At 73.9% G+C, this 15,055-nt stretch carries 13 protein-coding genes; 7 read left to right on the top strand and 6 right to left on the bottom strand.

Annotation, left to right across the window (positions count from 1 at the left end; translation table 11 throughout):
- Positions 1-101: 101 nt before the first annotated feature.
- The 4 genes from ACFV88_RS21750 to ACFV88_RS21735 form a co-directional block, all read right to left on the bottom strand.
- A complete protein-coding gene (locus ACFV88_RS21750; RefSeq protein ID WP_353961789.1) occupies positions 102-185 on the bottom strand; it encodes a putative leader peptide in 84 nt (27 codons plus the stop codon).
- Between the two features lie 115 nt (positions 186-300).
- Positions 301-870: a GNAT family N-acetyltransferase gene (locus tag ACFV88_RS21745; RefSeq protein WP_385493353.1), complete on the bottom strand. Its 570-nt coding sequence runs from the start codon at positions 868-870 to the stop codon at positions 301-303.
- A gap of 58 nt (positions 871-928) precedes the next feature.
- Positions 929-2,284, bottom strand: coding sequence for a GAF domain-containing protein (locus ACFV88_RS21740; RefSeq protein ID WP_385493444.1), 1,356 nt, complete (start codon positions 2,282-2,284; stop codon positions 929-931).
- 242 nt (positions 2,285-2,526) lie between these two features.
- Complete coding sequence (locus ACFV88_RS21735; protein ID WP_385493352.1) at positions 2,527-4,188, bottom strand: acyl-CoA dehydrogenase family protein; 1,662 nt, start codon at positions 4,186-4,188, stop codon at positions 2,527-2,529.
- A gap of 17 nt (positions 4,189-4,205) precedes the next feature.
- Here ACFV88_RS21735 and ACFV88_RS21730 point away from each other — a divergent pair, with 17 nt between their 5' ends.
- From ACFV88_RS21730 to ACFV88_RS21720, 3 genes are all read left to right on the top strand, one after another.
- A complete protein-coding gene (locus ACFV88_RS21730; RefSeq protein WP_385493350.1) occupies positions 4,206-5,687 on the top strand; it encodes a YihY/virulence factor BrkB family protein in 1,482 nt (493 codons plus the stop codon).
- Between the two features lie 161 nt (positions 5,688-5,848).
- Positions 5,849-6,844, top strand: coding sequence for an AraC family transcriptional regulator (locus ACFV88_RS21725; RefSeq protein WP_385493349.1), 996 nt, complete (start codon positions 5,849-5,851; stop codon positions 6,842-6,844).
- A 10-nt stretch (positions 6,845-6,854) separates the two neighbouring features.
- Complete coding sequence (locus ACFV88_RS21720; protein WP_385493348.1) at positions 6,855-7,538, top strand: helix-turn-helix domain-containing protein; 684 nt, start codon at positions 6,855-6,857, stop codon at positions 7,536-7,538.
- A gap of 96 nt (positions 7,539-7,634) precedes the next feature.
- Here ACFV88_RS21720 and ACFV88_RS21715 read toward each other — a convergent pair whose 3' ends face one another.
- On the bottom strand, positions 7,635-8,027 hold the full coding sequence (locus ACFV88_RS21715) for a VOC family protein (RefSeq protein WP_385493347.1): 393 nt from the start codon (positions 8,025-8,027) through the stop codon (positions 7,635-7,637).
- Between the two features lie 191 nt (positions 8,028-8,218).
- On the opposite strand from ACFV88_RS21715, the gene ACFV88_RS21710 reads away from it, so the two are divergent.
- Together ACFV88_RS21710 and ACFV88_RS21705 are read left to right on the top strand one after the other, a co-directional pair.
- Positions 8,219-9,763 (top strand): carboxylesterase/lipase family protein, encoded by a 1,545-nt coding sequence (locus ACFV88_RS21710; RefSeq protein WP_385493346.1) that lies wholly within the window; start codon positions 8,219-8,221, stop codon positions 9,761-9,763.
- A 216-nt stretch (positions 9,764-9,979) separates the two neighbouring features.
- Positions 9,980-11,347 carry a radical SAM protein gene (locus ACFV88_RS21705; RefSeq protein ID WP_385493344.1) on the top strand — a complete coding sequence of 456 codons (1,368 nt, stop codon included), beginning with the start codon at positions 9,980-9,982 and terminating at the stop codon, positions 11,345-11,347.
- 48 nt (positions 11,348-11,395) lie between these two features.
- Here the strand turns inward: ACFV88_RS21705 and ACFV88_RS21700 are convergent, their stop codons facing one another.
- Positions 11,396-11,944 carry a hypothetical protein gene (locus tag ACFV88_RS21700; protein ID WP_385493343.1) on the bottom strand — a complete coding sequence of 183 codons (549 nt, stop codon included), beginning with the start codon at positions 11,942-11,944 and terminating at the stop codon, positions 11,396-11,398.
- A 445-nt stretch (positions 11,945-12,389) separates the two neighbouring features.
- Here ACFV88_RS21700 and rsgA point away from each other — a divergent pair, with 445 nt between their 5' ends.
- Positions 12,390-13,487 carry a ribosome small subunit-dependent GTPase A gene (rsgA, locus tag ACFV88_RS21695; protein WP_385493342.1) on the top strand — a complete coding sequence of 366 codons (1,098 nt, stop codon included), beginning with the start codon at positions 12,390-12,392 and terminating at the stop codon, positions 13,485-13,487.
- Positions 13,488-13,614: 127 nt separating this feature from the next.
- Positions 13,615-15,051 (top strand): DNA-3-methyladenine glycosylase 2 family protein, encoded by a 1,437-nt coding sequence (locus ACFV88_RS21690; protein ID WP_385493443.1) that lies wholly within the window; start codon positions 13,615-13,617, stop codon positions 15,049-15,051.
- Positions 15,052-15,055 lie beyond the last annotated feature (4 nt).

The raw sequence follows: 15,055 nt of genomic DNA, 5'->3' as shown, positions 1-15,055 counted from the left end.
TGGGTGGCGACGACGCGGATCCGGGCACCACGCCGGGGCGTGAAGGTGCGACAGGGCGGAAGGCGCTGAGGAGGTTGGGGGGACGGCGGTGCTGAGGGCGGTCAGCGCGCCGGACAGATGGCGCTGGACACGCGGCCGAGGTCGACGTGACGTCGACTCACCAAGGGGATTCCAGCTGAAGGCATGGCGGAAGCGTGGCACGACGGTGTCGGACCGGTCTAGCGTTATCCGCTATGTGGACACCCTTGTCCCGCATCGTGAGACAAGGGTGGTCTTGGTCACATGATCCGCCGGTCCGTCTCAGACGGGTCCGGCACCCGGCCAGGGCCCCGGCGTCGACACCTCGGGCTCCGGGGCCGTCTTGGTGTCGAACAGTCGGAAGCCGCGGCGCAGGTAGTTGTCCATCGCGTGCGCCCCGTCCTCGCTGCACGTGTGCAGCCAGACGCGGCTGGTGGGAGCCAGATCCGGCCAGCGGCCGGCCAGGTCCCAGGCCCGCGCCGTGCCGAGGCTCAGCAGGTGCCCGCCGATCCGGCGGCCCCGGAACGCCGGGATCAAGCCGAAGTACACGATCTCCACCGAACCGTTCTCCTGGGCCTCCAACTCCACGTAACCCGCCGGAGTGCCCCGGTCGTACGCGACCCACGTCTCCGTCCCCGGACGCTCCAGCCGCTCCCGCCAATCGGCGTACGTCAGCGGTAGCCGGTCCGTCCAACGGATGTCCCCGCCCACCGCCGTGTAGAGGAAGCGGCTGAACTCCGGCGAGGGTACCTCGGCCCGGACGACCCGGACGTCACCCTCCGGCTCCTTGGCCGGGATCAGATCGGCCGGGGAGGTCTGTTCGAGGGACCATGTGGTCACGGTGATGCTCATGGGCCCAGGGTACGAAAGCGTCCCGAACCCGCCCGCCCCGCCCGGTGGCCCCTCCCGCTCACGGGCGGACCGGAGCCTCCCGGGCGGTCGAGCGGACTTCCGGGGCCGGCGCGGCTGAGCGGGTCTCCGGGGCGGCGAAACGGACCTCCGGGGCGGCGGACCGGATCTCCGGGGCCGCCGAGTGGGGGAGGAGGTCGTGGCGTCGTGCGGGCAGGCTCAGCTCCACCGTCACGTCCTCCCGGAACCGGTAGGGCCGGTGGCACAGCAGCCCGCCCAGATACCTCCGCACCCGCGAGACCTCGGCCCGCACGGTCACCGTCCGACTCGGGTCACCGAACATCGCCTCCGCCAACTCGGACGCGCTGCGCCCCGCCCGGTGCACCGCCAACAGGTACAGCAACTCGGCATGGCGGGGGGTCAGCTCGTGCGTCCAGCCCCCCGAGCCACCGGTCACGGTCACGTGCCACCGCCGCGCTTCGGACACGTCCAACAGGACCCGGGTGGCCGGGGCCTCACCGGTCTGCGCCACCCGCAGCAGCCAGCCGCCGGGCAGCGCCTCCACCAGACAGTCGCCGAGCGAGGGCAGCCACGTCCGGCCCTGCGCCAGCCCCCGCGGCAGCGCCACCCGGTCCACCGGCGGCATTCCGGTCACCCCGGCCGTCCAGCCGTCCCCGTCCACGGCGAGCGCCCGTCCGCCGAGCCGCGCCAGTACCGGCGCCGCCACCGACCGCAGCCGTTCCAGCCCCGTCAGATGTCGCTCCCGCAGCCGCGCCTCGGCCAGCTTCGCCACCGACGACACCAACGCCAGGGTGGCCGGGTGCTGGGTCTCGTGCGGTCCGCTCACGTCGATGGTGCCGAGCAGCCGCCCGTCCCGGGGATCGGTGATCGGCGCGCCGGCGCACGTCCACGCGTGCTGGGCCCGAGCGAAGTGTTCGGCGGCGTGCACCCGCACCGGCCGCCTGATCACCAACGGGGTGCCCACCCCGTTGGTGCCGACCGCGGCCTCGCTCCAGTCCGCCCCGGGCTCGCACCCCAACAGGTCCGCCTTGCGCAGCACCGCGGGATGGCCCTCCCGCCAGAGCACCCGACCGGCCGCATCACTGACGATCATGATCGACTGCGAGGCGTCGGTCACCGGCTCCACCGCTTCCCGCAGCAGCGGCAGCAGCTCGTGCAAGGGCGAGCGCTGGCGCAGTTCGGCCAACCGCTCCAGGCCCAGCAACGTGCCCCGGTGGTCGCGGTCCGGATCGATGCCGCCGCGCACCGCCCGGGCCCAGGACTCGCCTATCACCGGCCGGGGCCCGGCTCCCGTGCGGTCCCCCGCCAGGTTCGCCGCGTGGACCTCCCGCAGCAGCCGCGACGCCCGCTCCGCGTCCATGGCGGCGAGTCTCGCCACCTCGATGGCCGATGGCATCACCACGAGCCCTCCCCTTCACGCAGCGCCCGCGCGTACTCCCGGTGGGAGCGGGCCCGTCCCGCCCCCATGGTGCCCCGGAAGTGCGCAGTTCGGTGCGGGGGTGCAACCCCCTGCAACTCTGGCGGAGGTGCGAGGGGTGCTCAAAGCTGAGCCCGGCGCCGTTCGTTCGGCGCGCGCTCCGCATCACGGGGCCGGGTGGGGGTGGCGCCGTGTCGGCGCGGTACCACCCCCGCCGCACCTCACCCGGCCCGTACCGGCCGGGCCCGGTCGACCACCGACGCCAGGTCCAGGGTGTGCGCCAGGGTGCCGAAGGCGCCGCCCCCGTCGCGGGCGAGGCGCGAGGAACAGAAGGCGTCCGCCACCGCGGGCGGTGCGAACCGGACCAGCAACGAGCCCTGGAGCACCAGCGCCATCCGCTCCACCACCCGCCGCGCCCTGGCCTCCAGGCCCTCCAGGTCCGCCAGCTCGGTGAGCAGGTCCTTGATCGCGCGGTCGAGCCGGTCGTCGGCGCCCCGGGCCCGCCCCACCTCCACCAGGAACGCGTGCAGCGCCTCCGGTTCCCGCTGGAGCGCCCGGAGCACGTCGAGGGCCTGCACGTTGCCCGACCCCTCCCAGATCGAGTTCAACGGCGCCTCCCGCAGCAGCCTCGGCATCCCGGACTCCTCGACGTACCCGTTGCCGCCGAGGCACTCCAGGGCCTCGGCCACCAGGGGGGTGCAGCGCTTGGTGACCCAGTACTTGGCGACCGGCACCGCGATCCGCAGCAGGGCGCGCTCACCGGCCGCCGCGGGGTCGGCCCCGTCCTCGGCGGCGTCGTACGCCGCCGCGAGCCGCAGCGCCAGGGTGGTCGCGGCCTCCGACTCGACGGCCAGGTCGGCGAGGACGTTGCGCATCAGCGGCTTGTCCACCAAGGGCCCGCCGAACGCCTCCCGGTACGTCGTGTGGTGCACCGCCTGGGCGACCGCCTGCCGCATCAGTGCCGCGGACCCCAGGACGCAGTCGAGCCGGGTCGCCGTGACCATCTCGATGATGGTGGGCACCCCGCGCCCCTCGGCCCCGACCCGGCGCGCCCAGGTGCCGTCGAACTCGACCTCGGCGGAGGCGTTCGACCGGTTGCCCAGCTTGTCCTTGAGGCGCTGGATCGCGAACGCGTTCCGGGTGCCGTCCCCGACGACGCGCGGTACCAGGAAGCAGGTCAGCCCTTCCGCGGCCCGGGCCAGCACCAGGAAGCCGTCGGACATGGGGGCCGAACAGAACCACTTGTGCCCGGTGAGGGCGTACTCGCCGTCGCCCGCGAGCGCGGTGGCGACCGTCGCGTTGGCGCGGACGTCGCTGCCCCCCTGCTTCTCGGTCATGCCCATGCCGAACAGGGCGCCGGCCTTGCGGGCCGCCGGCCGCAGCCCCGCGTCATAGGTGCGCGAGGTCAGCCGGGGCACCCACTCGGCCGCCAGGGCCGGCTCGGCGCGCAGCGCGGGCACCGCCGCATGGGTCATCGACAGCGGACAGCCGTTCCCCGCCTCCGCCTGCGACCACACCAGGAACCCGGCAGCCCGCCGGACGTGCCCGCCCGGCGTCGTCCACGCCGCGGTCAGCCCGGCCCCGACCGCCTTGCCGAGCAAGCGGTGCCACGCCGGATGGAACGCCACCTCGTCGATCCGGTGGCCGTAACGGTCGTGGGTGCGCAACGCGGGCGGGTTCTCGTTCGCCAGCGCCCCCCACTCCTGGACCTGGGCCGAGCCGGCGGCCCGCCCCAGCAGCGACAGTTCCGCCTCCGCCGCGTCCCTGAGGGCAGGGTCCAGATGGCGGCCGACCGCCTCAGAAAGGGCCAGGTCACCAGCAAACACGTCATACCCCGTCAAGGGCGGAGGCTGGTTGGTCACGGTGTGAGTGCGCGCTGCCATGCCGATACGGTAAGGAGGTGCACGAGGCAAAAGAAACACCTGATCGGCCAGCCGGCCGTCTTCACCGGGCCAAAGCCCTGTATCGGGATGTCTCCAAACGCAGGACCGCCTGGCTCCTGCTCAAGGACACCGTCAACTCGTGCATCGAGTACCGCATCCTCGGCCTCGCCGCCGAGGCCGCGTTCTTCACGCTGTTGTCCGTGCCGCCGCTGCTGCTGAGCCTCATCGGACTGCTCGGGTACGTCGACTCCTGGACCGGTGCCTCCACCATCGCCAGCGTCGAGTCCAATCTGCTGGAGGCGTCCCGCACCGTCCTGTCGGACAAGGGCGTGAACGAGATCGCCCGGCCGATCCTCGACGACGTGATGGAGGGCGGCCGACCCGACATCATCTCCATCGGCTTCCTGTTCGCCCTGTGGTCCGGCTCCCGGGCGGTGAACGTCTTCATCGACACCATCACCGTCATGTACGGACTCGACGGCGCCCGCGGCATCGTGAAGACGCGGCTGCTCGCCTTCCTGCTGTTCATCGTCGCCCTGTTGATCGGCTCGGTGGCGCTCCCGCTGATAGTCGCGGGGCCGGACGCGGTGGTGAAGGTGGTGCCCTGGTCGACCACCGTCGTCCAAGTGCTCTACTGGCCGGTCGTGATCGTGCTGTCCGTGGCCTTCCTGACCACGCTCTACCACGTCTCCGTACCGGTGCGCTCGCCCTGGGTGGAGGACGTGCCCGGGGCGCTGGTCGCCCTCGGGATGTGGGTGCTCGGCAGCTTCCTGCTCCGCATCTACCTGACCAACACCGTCGAGGGCCCCACCATCTACGGCTCGCTGGCGGCCCCCGTCGCGGTGCTGTTGTGGATCGGCGTCTCGGCGTTCGCCGTGCTGGTCGGCGCCGCGGTGAACGCGGCGATCGACCGCGTCTGGCCCTCCGTCGCCACCGCGGCGGCCCGCGCCGCACAGGAACGGGCGAAGCAGGCACAGATCGCCGAGTACGTGGCCCGCGCCGCGGCCTGGCGCCGCCACGGCGGCGAGCAGTACTCCGTCTTCCCCGACTTCCACGAGCCCTCCGGCTACTCCGACGACGCGGACTACGCCGACTACTCCGACCAGGCGGACCGGGCGGACCAGGCCGACGACCCGGAGATGCCGTCCGAGTTCCCCGAGCGCTGGTCGAAGTTCCTGCCCCCGGAGGACCTCGGCTCCCGGCTGCGCACCCCTCTGTGGCGCCCCTCCGACGGCCCACCGGCGGACGGTTCCGGCGAGGCCGCGGTCGGCGACGGCGAGGCCCGGGCGACGGGCCGCGACGGGGGCGGTCCCACCGGACCCCAGGCCGCCCTGCGCACCCCGGCCGCCCACCACCCGGGAACCCCCCACGGCGAGGTCGCCGGGGGCGTCCACCACGGCGCGGTCCTCCCCGGACGACACCGACAGGACCCGGGCGCAGCGGGAGACGTCTGGTCCCGCGCGGCCGAGGGACCCGGGCGGGAACGCCACCGCGACTGACCGGTCCACCAGGTCCCGACCCCCGCCGGGTTCGCCGCCGGGGTCCAGCTCCGCCGACGGGTTCGCCCATGGGGGCGTTCCGTCCGGAAGGTCCCGGTCCCGTGGGCCCGCCGGTCGGTCCGCAGCGGGGCTCCGGCCGCCACTGCCCTACCCTGACCGGCATGGACGTACTCGCCGGGCTGCTGGAAGGCCCACGGGCCCGTGGCGCCTTCCTCATCCGCGCCTGCTTCGACCCGCCCTGGTCGGTCAGGGTCGAGGACCAGGCTCCCCTCTCCCTGATGGTCGTGGTCACCGGGGAGGCGTGGATCGTCCCCACCAGCGGGGCTCCGATCCGCATCGGTCCCGGGGACATCGCACTGGCCCGCGGCCCCGAGCACTACACCTGCGCCGACGCCCCCGACACCGTCCCCCTGGTCCGCTGTCTGCCCGGCGGCATCTGCGCGACGCCCGACGGCGAGCTGCTGCACGGCGTGATGGACCTCGGGCTACGGACCTGGGGGGAACGCACGGACGCCTCCGTCGCGCTGCTCATCGGGACGTACCACCTGCGCGGCGAGATCAGCGGACGACTCCTCGACGCACTGCCGCCGCTGCTCACCCTCACGGCCGGGGACTGGGACCGCGGACTGCTGACGCTGCTCGCCGCGGAGATGGCCCGAGACGAGCCCGGCCAGGAAGTCGTGCTCGACCGACTGCTCGACCTCATCGTCATCCAAGCGCTGCGGGCCTGGTTCTCCCGGCCGGAGGCCGAGGCCCCCGCCTGGTACGCGGCCCTGGGCGACCCGGTCGTGGGGCCGGCCCTACGACTCCTCCAGGACGAACCCGCCCACCCGTGGACCGTCGCCGCACTCGCCGCGAAGACCGGGGTGTCCCGGGCGGCCCTCGCCCGCCGGTTCACCGCGCTCGTCGGGGAACCCCCGATGGCGTACCTCACCGGATGGCGCCTCGCCCACTGCGCGGACCTCCTGCGCGACACCGACCTCACCATCGGCGCGATCGCCCGACAGGTCGGGTACGGCAGCGCCTTCGCCCTGTCCAGCGCCTTCAAACGGGTCTACGGGGTCAGCCCCCAGGAACACCGCGAGCACCGCCCGCGACCTGCTCCTACGTCTGCCCCTGCCCCTACGTCTGTCCCTGTGCCTGTCCCTGCGCCGTAGCCTGGGCCGCATGGGGTACGTCGAAAGGGCTTCCCGGGTGCCCGGGGCGGTCGTGTGGAGTGCGGAGCCGGAGCCGGGCGGGGGCGGGGGCGGCACCGTCCTGCCCGACGGCTGCATGGACCTGCTCTGGAGCGAGGGCCGGCTGCTCGTCGCGGGACCCGACACCCGGGCCCACCGGCCGGACGGCTCCGCCCCGTACACCGGAGTGCGGTTCGCGCCCGGAACCGCGGCACCGGTCCTGGGCGTACCCGCCCACGTCCTGCGCGACCGGCGGGTGGACCTCGCGGAACTCTGGTCCGCCCGGGAGGTCGGTGCCCTCGCGGCCCGGATCGCGGCGGCGGCCGACCCCGCCGCGGCCCTGGAGGCCCTGGCCGCCCGACGATGGGCGGCGCGCCGCGCCGACCCGCTGGTGGCGCGGATCGTCGCCGGGCTCCGCGTCGGACGGACCGTCGGCGCGGTGGCCGACGAGGTGGGGCTCGGCGCGCGCGGCCTGCACCGCAGATCCCTGGAGGCGTTCGGCTACGGGCCCAAGACCCTGGCCCGGGTCCTCCGCTTCCAACGCGCCCTGGCCCTGGTCCGCTCGGGAACGGGGCACGCCGACGCGGCCCAGCGCACGGGATACGCCGACCAGGCGCACCTGGCCCGTGAGACCCGCGCCCTGGCGGGCACCACCCTCGGTCGTCTGGCCCCCTGACCGGAGCCCGCGGCCGGGTCGGTCGCCCGCGACGGGTCGGTCCGTGGCTCAGGACATCCGTGGCTCAGGACATCCGCCGGTCAGGACATCCGCAGCTCAGGGCAGGGGAGCGAAGAGGTCCACCCCGTTGCCGTCCGGGTCCGCCACCAGGGCGTACCGCTGGCCCCAGGGGGCGTCCCACGGCGGGCGCACCCCCTGGTGCCCCTCGGCGAGCAGCGCCGCGTACAGGTCGTCGACGCCCCGCGGACCCCCGTCGCAGAGGAAGGCGAGCCCCACCCGCCCCTCCGGTACGCCGTGCCAGTCGGGCAGGAAACTCCGGATGACCTCCTCGGAGTCGAGGGCGAACCGCAGGCCCCCGGGCAGTTCGGCCTCCGCGTGCGGCTGGGACTCGGCCCCCTCCGGGAAGTCGAGGCCGATACGGCGGTAGAAGGCGACGGACGCGGCCATGTCGGAGACGACCACGCTCACCAGATCGAATCGTGCGTTCATGACGGGAGCGTAGGCACACCGCACCGCCCCGGTCTTGAAGGAATCGGACAGCACCCCGGCCGCGCCGGCCCACCGCACCCGTCCGGGTGGCTCCACCGGGGGACCTGGTACACCCTGGGGCGACGTGACGACGCACGCGCGCCCGGTCGCCCTCCGGGTCCGCGCGACGATGCGGAGGAGTGCAGGCAGCGATGGTGTCAGGCCCACGGGTCCGGACCGCGTACGGAACGGTGCGCGGACGTCATGAAGACCTCGCAGACGGGGACGGGCGGCGGGTGGCCGTCTTCCGGGGCGTCCCCTACGCCGCGCCGCCGCGGGGCGCCCTCCGCTTCCGACCCCCTCGACCCCCCGAGCCCTGGGACGGCGTGCGGGACGCCACCGCCTTCGGCGCCACCCCGCCCAAGCCCCCGTACAGTGCGCCCTTCGCCCGCATCCTGTCCGATCCGGCGATCACGGGGGACGACTGGCTCACCGTGAACGTGTGGACCCCGGACCCGGACCCGGCCGCCCGCCTCCCGGTGGCGGTGTGGGCCCACGGCGGCTCCCTGACCCGGGGGTCGTCCGCGGTGCCGGTGTACGACGGCGGTGCCTTCGCCCGCGACGGCGTGGTCCTGGTGTCCTTCAACTACCGCCTCGGGGTGGAGGGGTACGGCCTCTTCCCCGACGCCCCGCCCAACCTGGGACTGCACGACCAACTCGCCGCCCTGGAGTGGGTCCGCGGCGGCATCGCGGCGTTCGGCGGAGACCCGGACCGGGTGACGCTGTTCGGCGCGTCGGCGGGGGCGATCAGCGCGGGCGTCCTGCTGGCCAGCCCCCGGGCCCGGGGGCTGTTCCGGCGCGCGGTGCTCCAGAGCGGGCCGCCGCAGACCGTCGAGCGTGGCCGGGCCCGCCGCATGGTGCGGCGGATGGCCACCCGGTTGAAGGTCCCGGCCACGGCCGCGGCCTTCGCCGAAGTGGAGCCGGCCGCGCTGCTGGCCGCCCAGCACGAGGCCGGGCGACGGGCGAATCCGCTGCTCGACGGCCCCGCATTCGGCGTGGTCGTGGACGGCGACCTGGTCCCCACCGAGCCGATGGAGGCACTGACCCGCGGCGACGGGGCGGCGGACGTCGAACTGCTGACGGGGTGGACCACGCAGGAGCACCGGCTGTGGCTCGCACCGAACGGGCTCTCGGAACGGGTCGACCGGCTCGGTCCGCTCGCCCTGGCCTGGGCACGGGCCCGCACCCGCTGCGGCCCGGGCACGGTCCGCGGCTACCGTGCGTTGCACCCCGGGGCGGGCCCCGCGGAGGTCGTCGGCCAACTCGTCACCGACCACCTGCTGAGACTGCCCGTCCACCGGCTGGCGGAAGCCCGCAGGGTCGCGTCCCCGGTTCCCGGCGGCACCTACCTGTACGAGTTCGCCTGGCCGTCCTCGATCGCCGGGCTCGGGGCCTGCCACGCACTGGAACTCGGGTTCGTCTTCGACACCGTCTCCTCGCCGGCCACGGCGATGCTGGCCGGGCCCGGGGCGCCGCAGTGGCTCGCCGACGAGATGCACGGGGCGTGGGTGCGGTTCGTCGTCGACGGGGACCCCGGATGGCCCGCGTGGGACGCACGGCACCCGGTGCGCAGGTTCGGTCCCGGCCCCGGGGCCACGGTGCTGCACGGCCCCCGCGACCGTGCGTTCGCGCTGTGGCCCGCCGCGCCCGCCGAAGTGCGCGCCGGAGCCCCGCTCTCCCGGGCCGCCGACCGCTGACGGCCCGGGCCCGAACCCGCTCGAAGCACCCGAGCCGGCACCGTACGGCGGGGTCGGTCCGCTGACCTAAGCCCTCCGTCCCCGGGCCCCGGTCGGGCCGCCCCGGACGGGGGCATACGGTGGAGGGCCGGACGCACACACCGCGAGCGGCGGGCACCGACACCCCGGGCCCCGCCGGACCCACCCTCCGCGGCCGGGGGAGCGAGGAGACACACGATGGGCACCACGGACGGCACCGACACCACGGACGGTACGGTGCGCCGCACCGCGCTGGTCGAGGATCTGCTGGAACGGTTCCCGCACGTACCGAGGGAAGCGGTCTTCAAGGAGGACCTGCTGCGCGGCGGCATCGCCTTCGACGAGTCGGCCCTCAGCGACACCACCAACGAGGCCACCGGCGACGTCAAGCCCAAGTCGTACTTCATCTTCTCCTTCGACCACGGCACCCTGCCGGAGCTGGGCGCCGCCGCGCTGCGCCGACCGCCGGAGGAGATCGTCCTCACCGGCGGCCCGTACGACCTGCGTCGCACCGTGGTCTCCGTCCGGGTCAACCCGGCGTCCCCGTACCGGGTCGCCGCCGACGCCGACGGGATGCTCGGGCTGTACCTGGACGGCCGTCGGATCGCCGACGTCGGCCTGCCGCCGATGCCGGACTACTACCGTCACACCCTCGCCAACGGCAAGTCGGTGATGGAGGTCGCGCCGACCATCCAGTGGGGCTACCTCGTCTATCTGACGGTCTTCCGGGTCTGCCAGTACTTCGGCGCCAAGGAGGAGTGCCAGTACTGCGACATCAACCACAACTGGCGCCAGCACAAGGCCGCGGGACGCCCCTACACCGGCGTCAAGGACGTCGAGGAGGTGCTGGAGGCCCTGGAGATCATCGACAAGTACGACACCACCCGCACTTCCACCGCCTACACGCTCACCGGCGGCGCCGTCACCTCGAAGGTCGCCGGCCGCGACGAGGCCGACTTCTACGGCCACTACGCCAAGGCCATCGAGGAGCGCTTCCCGGGCCGGTGGATCGGCAAGGTCGTGGCCCAGGCCCTCCCCAAGGACGACGTCCAGCGCTTCAAGGACTACGGGGTGCAGATCTACCACCCCAACTACGAGGTGTGGGACCGTCGTCTGTTCGAGCTCTACTGCCCCGGCAAGGAGCGTTACGTCGGCCGTGACGAGTGGCACCGCCGCATCCTCGACTCGGCGGACGTGTTCGGCGCCCGCAACGTCATCCCGAACTTCGTCGCGGGCGTCGAGATGGCGGAGCCCTTCGGTTTCACCACCGTCGACGAGGCCATCGCCTCCACCACCGAGGGCCTGCGCTTCTTCATGTCGCACGGCATCACGCCCCGCTTCACCACCTGGTGCCCCGAGCCCACCACGCCGCTGGGCAAGGCGAATCCGCAGGGCGCCCCGCTGGAGTACCACATCCGGCTGCTGGAGTCCTACCGCGCCACCATGGACGAGTTCGGACTGTCCTCGCCCCCCGGCTACGGCCCGGCCGGCCCGGGGCGGGCGGTCTTCTCCGTCAGCTCCTTCATGGACAGCCTGGCCCCGCAGGAAGCGGCCGAAGAGAGCTGAACACTTCGCGGGGTCCCCGGAACTGAAGAGCCCCGGGGGCCCCGCACCTCAGCAGCGCTCGCCGAACTTCACCGCGTCGAGGGTGACCGGCTGCCCGTCGAAATCGGTGCCGGCCTTCGGCTTCTGCTTGCAGACCTTCCAGTTGGACTCCACGATCGCCAACCGGTCCTCGCCGGAGGCGTCGTTGACGGAGATGCTCGTGGAACTGTCCAGCGACTGCCGGACCGCCCGCACCGACTTGCCGACGAAGTCGGGCAGGGTGCTCCTGGTCTCCTGGAGCGCGCCGTCCTTCGCCGGGCACTTCTCGTCGAGCTTGACCGTGGCGAAGCGGACCTTCGTCTTCTCGGGGTGGGTCCCCGGCTTCGGGGTCTGCCCGCACACCTTCCAGTTGCGGTCCATCGCCTGGAGCCGCCCGCGACCCAGCGCGTCGTGCGAGCTCAGCCGGTCGAAGCCCGCCTCCCGGGCCTGGTCCTGTGCGGACTGGAGCCCCTTGCCCTTCATGTCGGGCAACTTCGCGGTCTTCTCCTCGATGCTGCCACAGCCCGACAGAGCGGTCAGCCCCACGGTGACCAGTACGGCGACGGCACGACGGTGCACGGTTTCCCCCCAGTGTGCGACGGATGTCCCCCGCCCCATGATGCGACACCGCCACCTGCCGGTCCGACGAAGTGACGTTCTCGTGATCGTCAGTTGCGCGGCTACGCATGTGACGGCTCGTCGACGAGGTCGACATCGGTGGCGGGGACCGCGAGCGTCCGACGACAAAATGACTGGCACCCGGTCGAGGGGCGGGTCTAGGCTTCATCCCGTTCCGCCGGGAAGCGGCTGTGCGTCGTACCCGGTTCGGTCCGTCGGTTCGTTGAGGAAACAGGAGGTGAGGTCAGTGGTGACGGTCATGGTCACGGGCGCTGCCCGCACTCAGGAGTTCATCCTTTCCACCCCTGTGGTCTCCGGCTGACACCCGTACGCAGTCCGCGCGCCGAGCGCGCTGCCGGGGCCGCCCCTCGAAGGGTTCCCCTTGTTCCACACCCTGCTCAACAGCATGTCTTCCCCCGACGACGCACAGCGCGCCCTCGCCCCCTACGGCTGGGACGACGACTGGGCCGCCGCCTTCGCCCCGTACGCCCAACAGGGACTGGTGCCCGGCCGGGTCGTCCGCGTCGACCGCGGGCTCTGTGACGTCGTCACCCCCTTCGGCACCGTGCGGGCCGACACCGAGTTCGTGGTGCCGCGCGACCCGCTGAAGGTCATCTGCACCGGGGACTGGGCCGCCGTCGAGCCCGATGGCGCTGACCCCCGGTACGTCCGGGCCTATCTGCCGCGCCGCCGGTCGTTCGTGCGCTCCACCTCCTCCAAGCGGTCCGAGGGGCAGATCCTCGCCGCCAACGTCGACCTCGTGATCATCGCGGTGTCCCTCGCGCTGGAACTCGACCTCGGCCGGGTCGAGCGGTTCCTCGCCCTCGCCTGGGAGTCGGGTGCGCAGCCCGTCGTCGTCCTCACCAAGGCCGACCTCGTCCCGGACGCGGTCACCCTGTCCCACCTCGTCCGGGACGTGGAGACCAGCGCCCCGGGCGTGCCCGTCCTGCCGGCCAGCGCGACCACCGGCGAAGGGCTCGACGTGCTCGCCGCCGTGGTCGCCGGGGGCACCAGCGTGCTGCTCGGACAGTCCGGCGCCGGAAAGTCCACGCTCGCCAACGAGCTCCTCGGCACGGACGCCCAGGTCGTCCAGGCGGCCCGGGACGTCGACGGCAAGGGCCGCCACACGACCACCACCCGCAACCTCCTCCTGCTGCCCGGCGGCGGCGCCCTCATCGACACGCCCGGACTGCGCGGCGTGGGCCTCTGGGACGCCGGGAGCGGCGTCGAGCGGGTGTTCTCCGAGATCGAGGAACTGGCCCGGGGCTGCCAGTTCCACGACTGCGCGCACGAGGCCGAGCCGAGCTGCGCGGTCCTCGCCGCAGTGGCCGACGGCGTCCTGCCCGAGCGGCGGCTCGACAGCTTCCGCAAGCTGCTGCGCGAGAACCGGTACATCGTGGCGAAGACCGACGCCCGGACCCGGGCCGACCTGCGACGCGAGTGGAAGCAGAAGGGAGCCGTCGGGCGCGCCGCCCACCGGGCCAAGCGCACCGGACGGATCTGAGCCCCGCCGGGCGCCGGGGCCACCGCAGGGGGCGCAGCACCCCGTGCGGTGGGCCCCGGTCCGTCCGGACGCCGTGTCCGATTCCCGCCAGCGACGGGCCCCGGGACCGGGGACAATCGGTGGTGTGATCGACGACGAGACCAGGTACGAGGCCGTGCGCAGCAGGGACGGCCGCTTCGACGGGGAGTTCTTCTTCGCCGTCGGGACGACCGGCATCTACTGCCGGCCGAGCTGCCCGGCGGTCACGCCCCGGCGCGAGAACGTCCGGTACTACCCGACCGCGGCCGCCGCCCAGGGCGGGGGCTACCGGGCCTGCCGTCGCTGCCGCCCGGACGCCGTACCGGGCTCCGCGGAGTGGAACGCCCGGGCCGACGCGGTGGCCCGCGCGGTCCGCATGATCGGTGACGGTGTCGTCGACCGCGAGGGCGTCACCGGTCTCGCCGCCCGACTCGGCTACAGCCCCCGCCAGGTGCAGCGCCAGCTCACCGGCGAACTGGGTGCCGGGCCGATCGCCCTGGCCAGGGCCCAGCGCATGCACACCGCCCGCACGCTCCTCCAGACCACCGCACTCCCCGTCACGGAGGTCGCGTTCGCCGCGGGCTTCGCGAGCGTCCGACAGTTCAACGACACCCTGCGGGCCGGATACGGCATGACCCCGAGCAAGCTGCGGGCCGTCGCCCCGCGCAGCGCCCGACGGCCCGCCGTCACCGGATCGGGTGGTTCGCCGGACATTCCGCTCCGCCTCGCGTACCGGGGCGCGTACCTGGCCGGCCCCGTCTTCGACCTGCTGGCGGCCGAGGCCGTCGCCGGGGTCGAGGAGGTCACGGGCGCGCCCGGGCGTCGGACCCATCGGCGCACCCTGCGGCTACCGCACGGTGCGGGGATCGCCACCGTCGAGGAGCGGAGCTCCGCCCCGGGTCGGGGCACCGGTGCCACGCGGCCCGGCGGCTGGCTGGACGCGAGTCTGCGGCTCACCGACCCCCGCGACCTCACCACGGCCGTGCAACGCCTGCGCCGACTCTTCGACCTCGACGCCGACCCGTACGCCGTCGACGAACGACTCGGCGCCGATCCACGGCTCGCCGCGGCGGTCGCCGCCCGGCCGGGTCTGCGGTCACCGGCCAGCGCCGACCCGGAGGAGGCCGCGGTGCGCGCCCTGGTCGGTCCGGTGGCGGCGGCCCGCCTCGTCGAGCGGTACGGCAAACCGCTGGACGCGCCCTGCGGCACCCTCACCCACCTCTTCCCCGAGCCTGCCGTGCTGACCGCGGCGGAGCCGGACGGTGCGCTCGCGGCACTGTGCGCCGCGCTCGCCGACGGCACCCTCAGGCTCGACGCGGGCGCCGACCGGGACACCGCGCACCGCACGCTGCTCGGGCTGCCCGGACTCGACGCGCGGACCGTCGCGGAGATCCGGGTCCGTGCCCTCGGCGACCCCGACGTCGCCCCGCCCGACGTGCCGGTGCCGGACACCTGGCGCCCCTGGCGGTCCTACGCCCTACGGCACCTGCACGCGGCCCGAACCGCTGGCGAGCCGTGCCCCGCTCCTGCGAAAGCGAGTACGTGATCAC

This window comes from Streptomyces sp. NPDC059816, from assembly GCF_042732055.1.
Lineage (GTDB): Bacteria > Actinomycetota > Actinomycetes > Streptomycetales > Streptomycetaceae > Streptomyces.
The sequence above is the reverse complement of the archived record's forward strand: the minus strand, read 5'-3'. Positions and strand labels throughout refer to the sequence as shown.

What these genes read in the sequence shown, in the direction of transcription:
- ACFV88_RS21715 (WP_385493347.1), bottom strand. Translation starts at nt 8,027, where the DNA reads ATGAACGCACGATTCGATCTGGTGAGCGTGGTCGTCTCCGACATGGCC.
- rsgA (WP_385493342.1), top strand. Translation starts at nt 12,390, where the DNA reads ATGTCTTCCCCCGACGACGCACAGCGCGCCCTCGCCCCCTACGGCTGG.
- ACFV88_RS21720 (WP_385493348.1), top strand. Translation starts at nt 6,855, where the DNA reads ATGGGGTACGTCGAAAGGGCTTCCCGGGTGCCCGGGGCGGTCGTGTGG.
- ACFV88_RS21735 (WP_385493352.1), bottom strand. Translation starts at nt 4,188, where the DNA reads ATGGCAGCGCGCACTCACACCGTGACCAACCAGCCTCCGCCCTTGACG.
- ACFV88_RS21745 (WP_385493353.1), bottom strand. Translation starts at nt 870, where the DNA reads ATGAGCATCACCGTGACCACATGGTCCCTCGAACAGACCTCCCCGGCC.
- ACFV88_RS21725 (WP_385493349.1), top strand. Translation starts at nt 5,849, where the DNA reads ATGGACGTACTCGCCGGGCTGCTGGAAGGCCCACGGGCCCGTGGCGCC.
- ACFV88_RS21750 (WP_353961789.1), bottom strand. Translation starts at nt 185, where the DNA reads ATGCCTTCAGCTGGAATCCCCTTGGTGAGTCGACGTCACGTCGACCTC.
- ACFV88_RS21740 (WP_385493444.1), bottom strand. Translation starts at nt 2,284, where the DNA reads ATGCCATCGGCCATCGAGGTGGCGAGACTCGCCGCCATGGACGCGGAG.
- ACFV88_RS21710 (WP_385493346.1), top strand. Translation starts at nt 8,219, where the DNA reads ATGGTGTCAGGCCCACGGGTCCGGACCGCGTACGGAACGGTGCGCGGA.
- ACFV88_RS21705 (WP_385493344.1), top strand. Translation starts at nt 9,980, where the DNA reads ATGGGCACCACGGACGGCACCGACACCACGGACGGTACGGTGCGCCGC.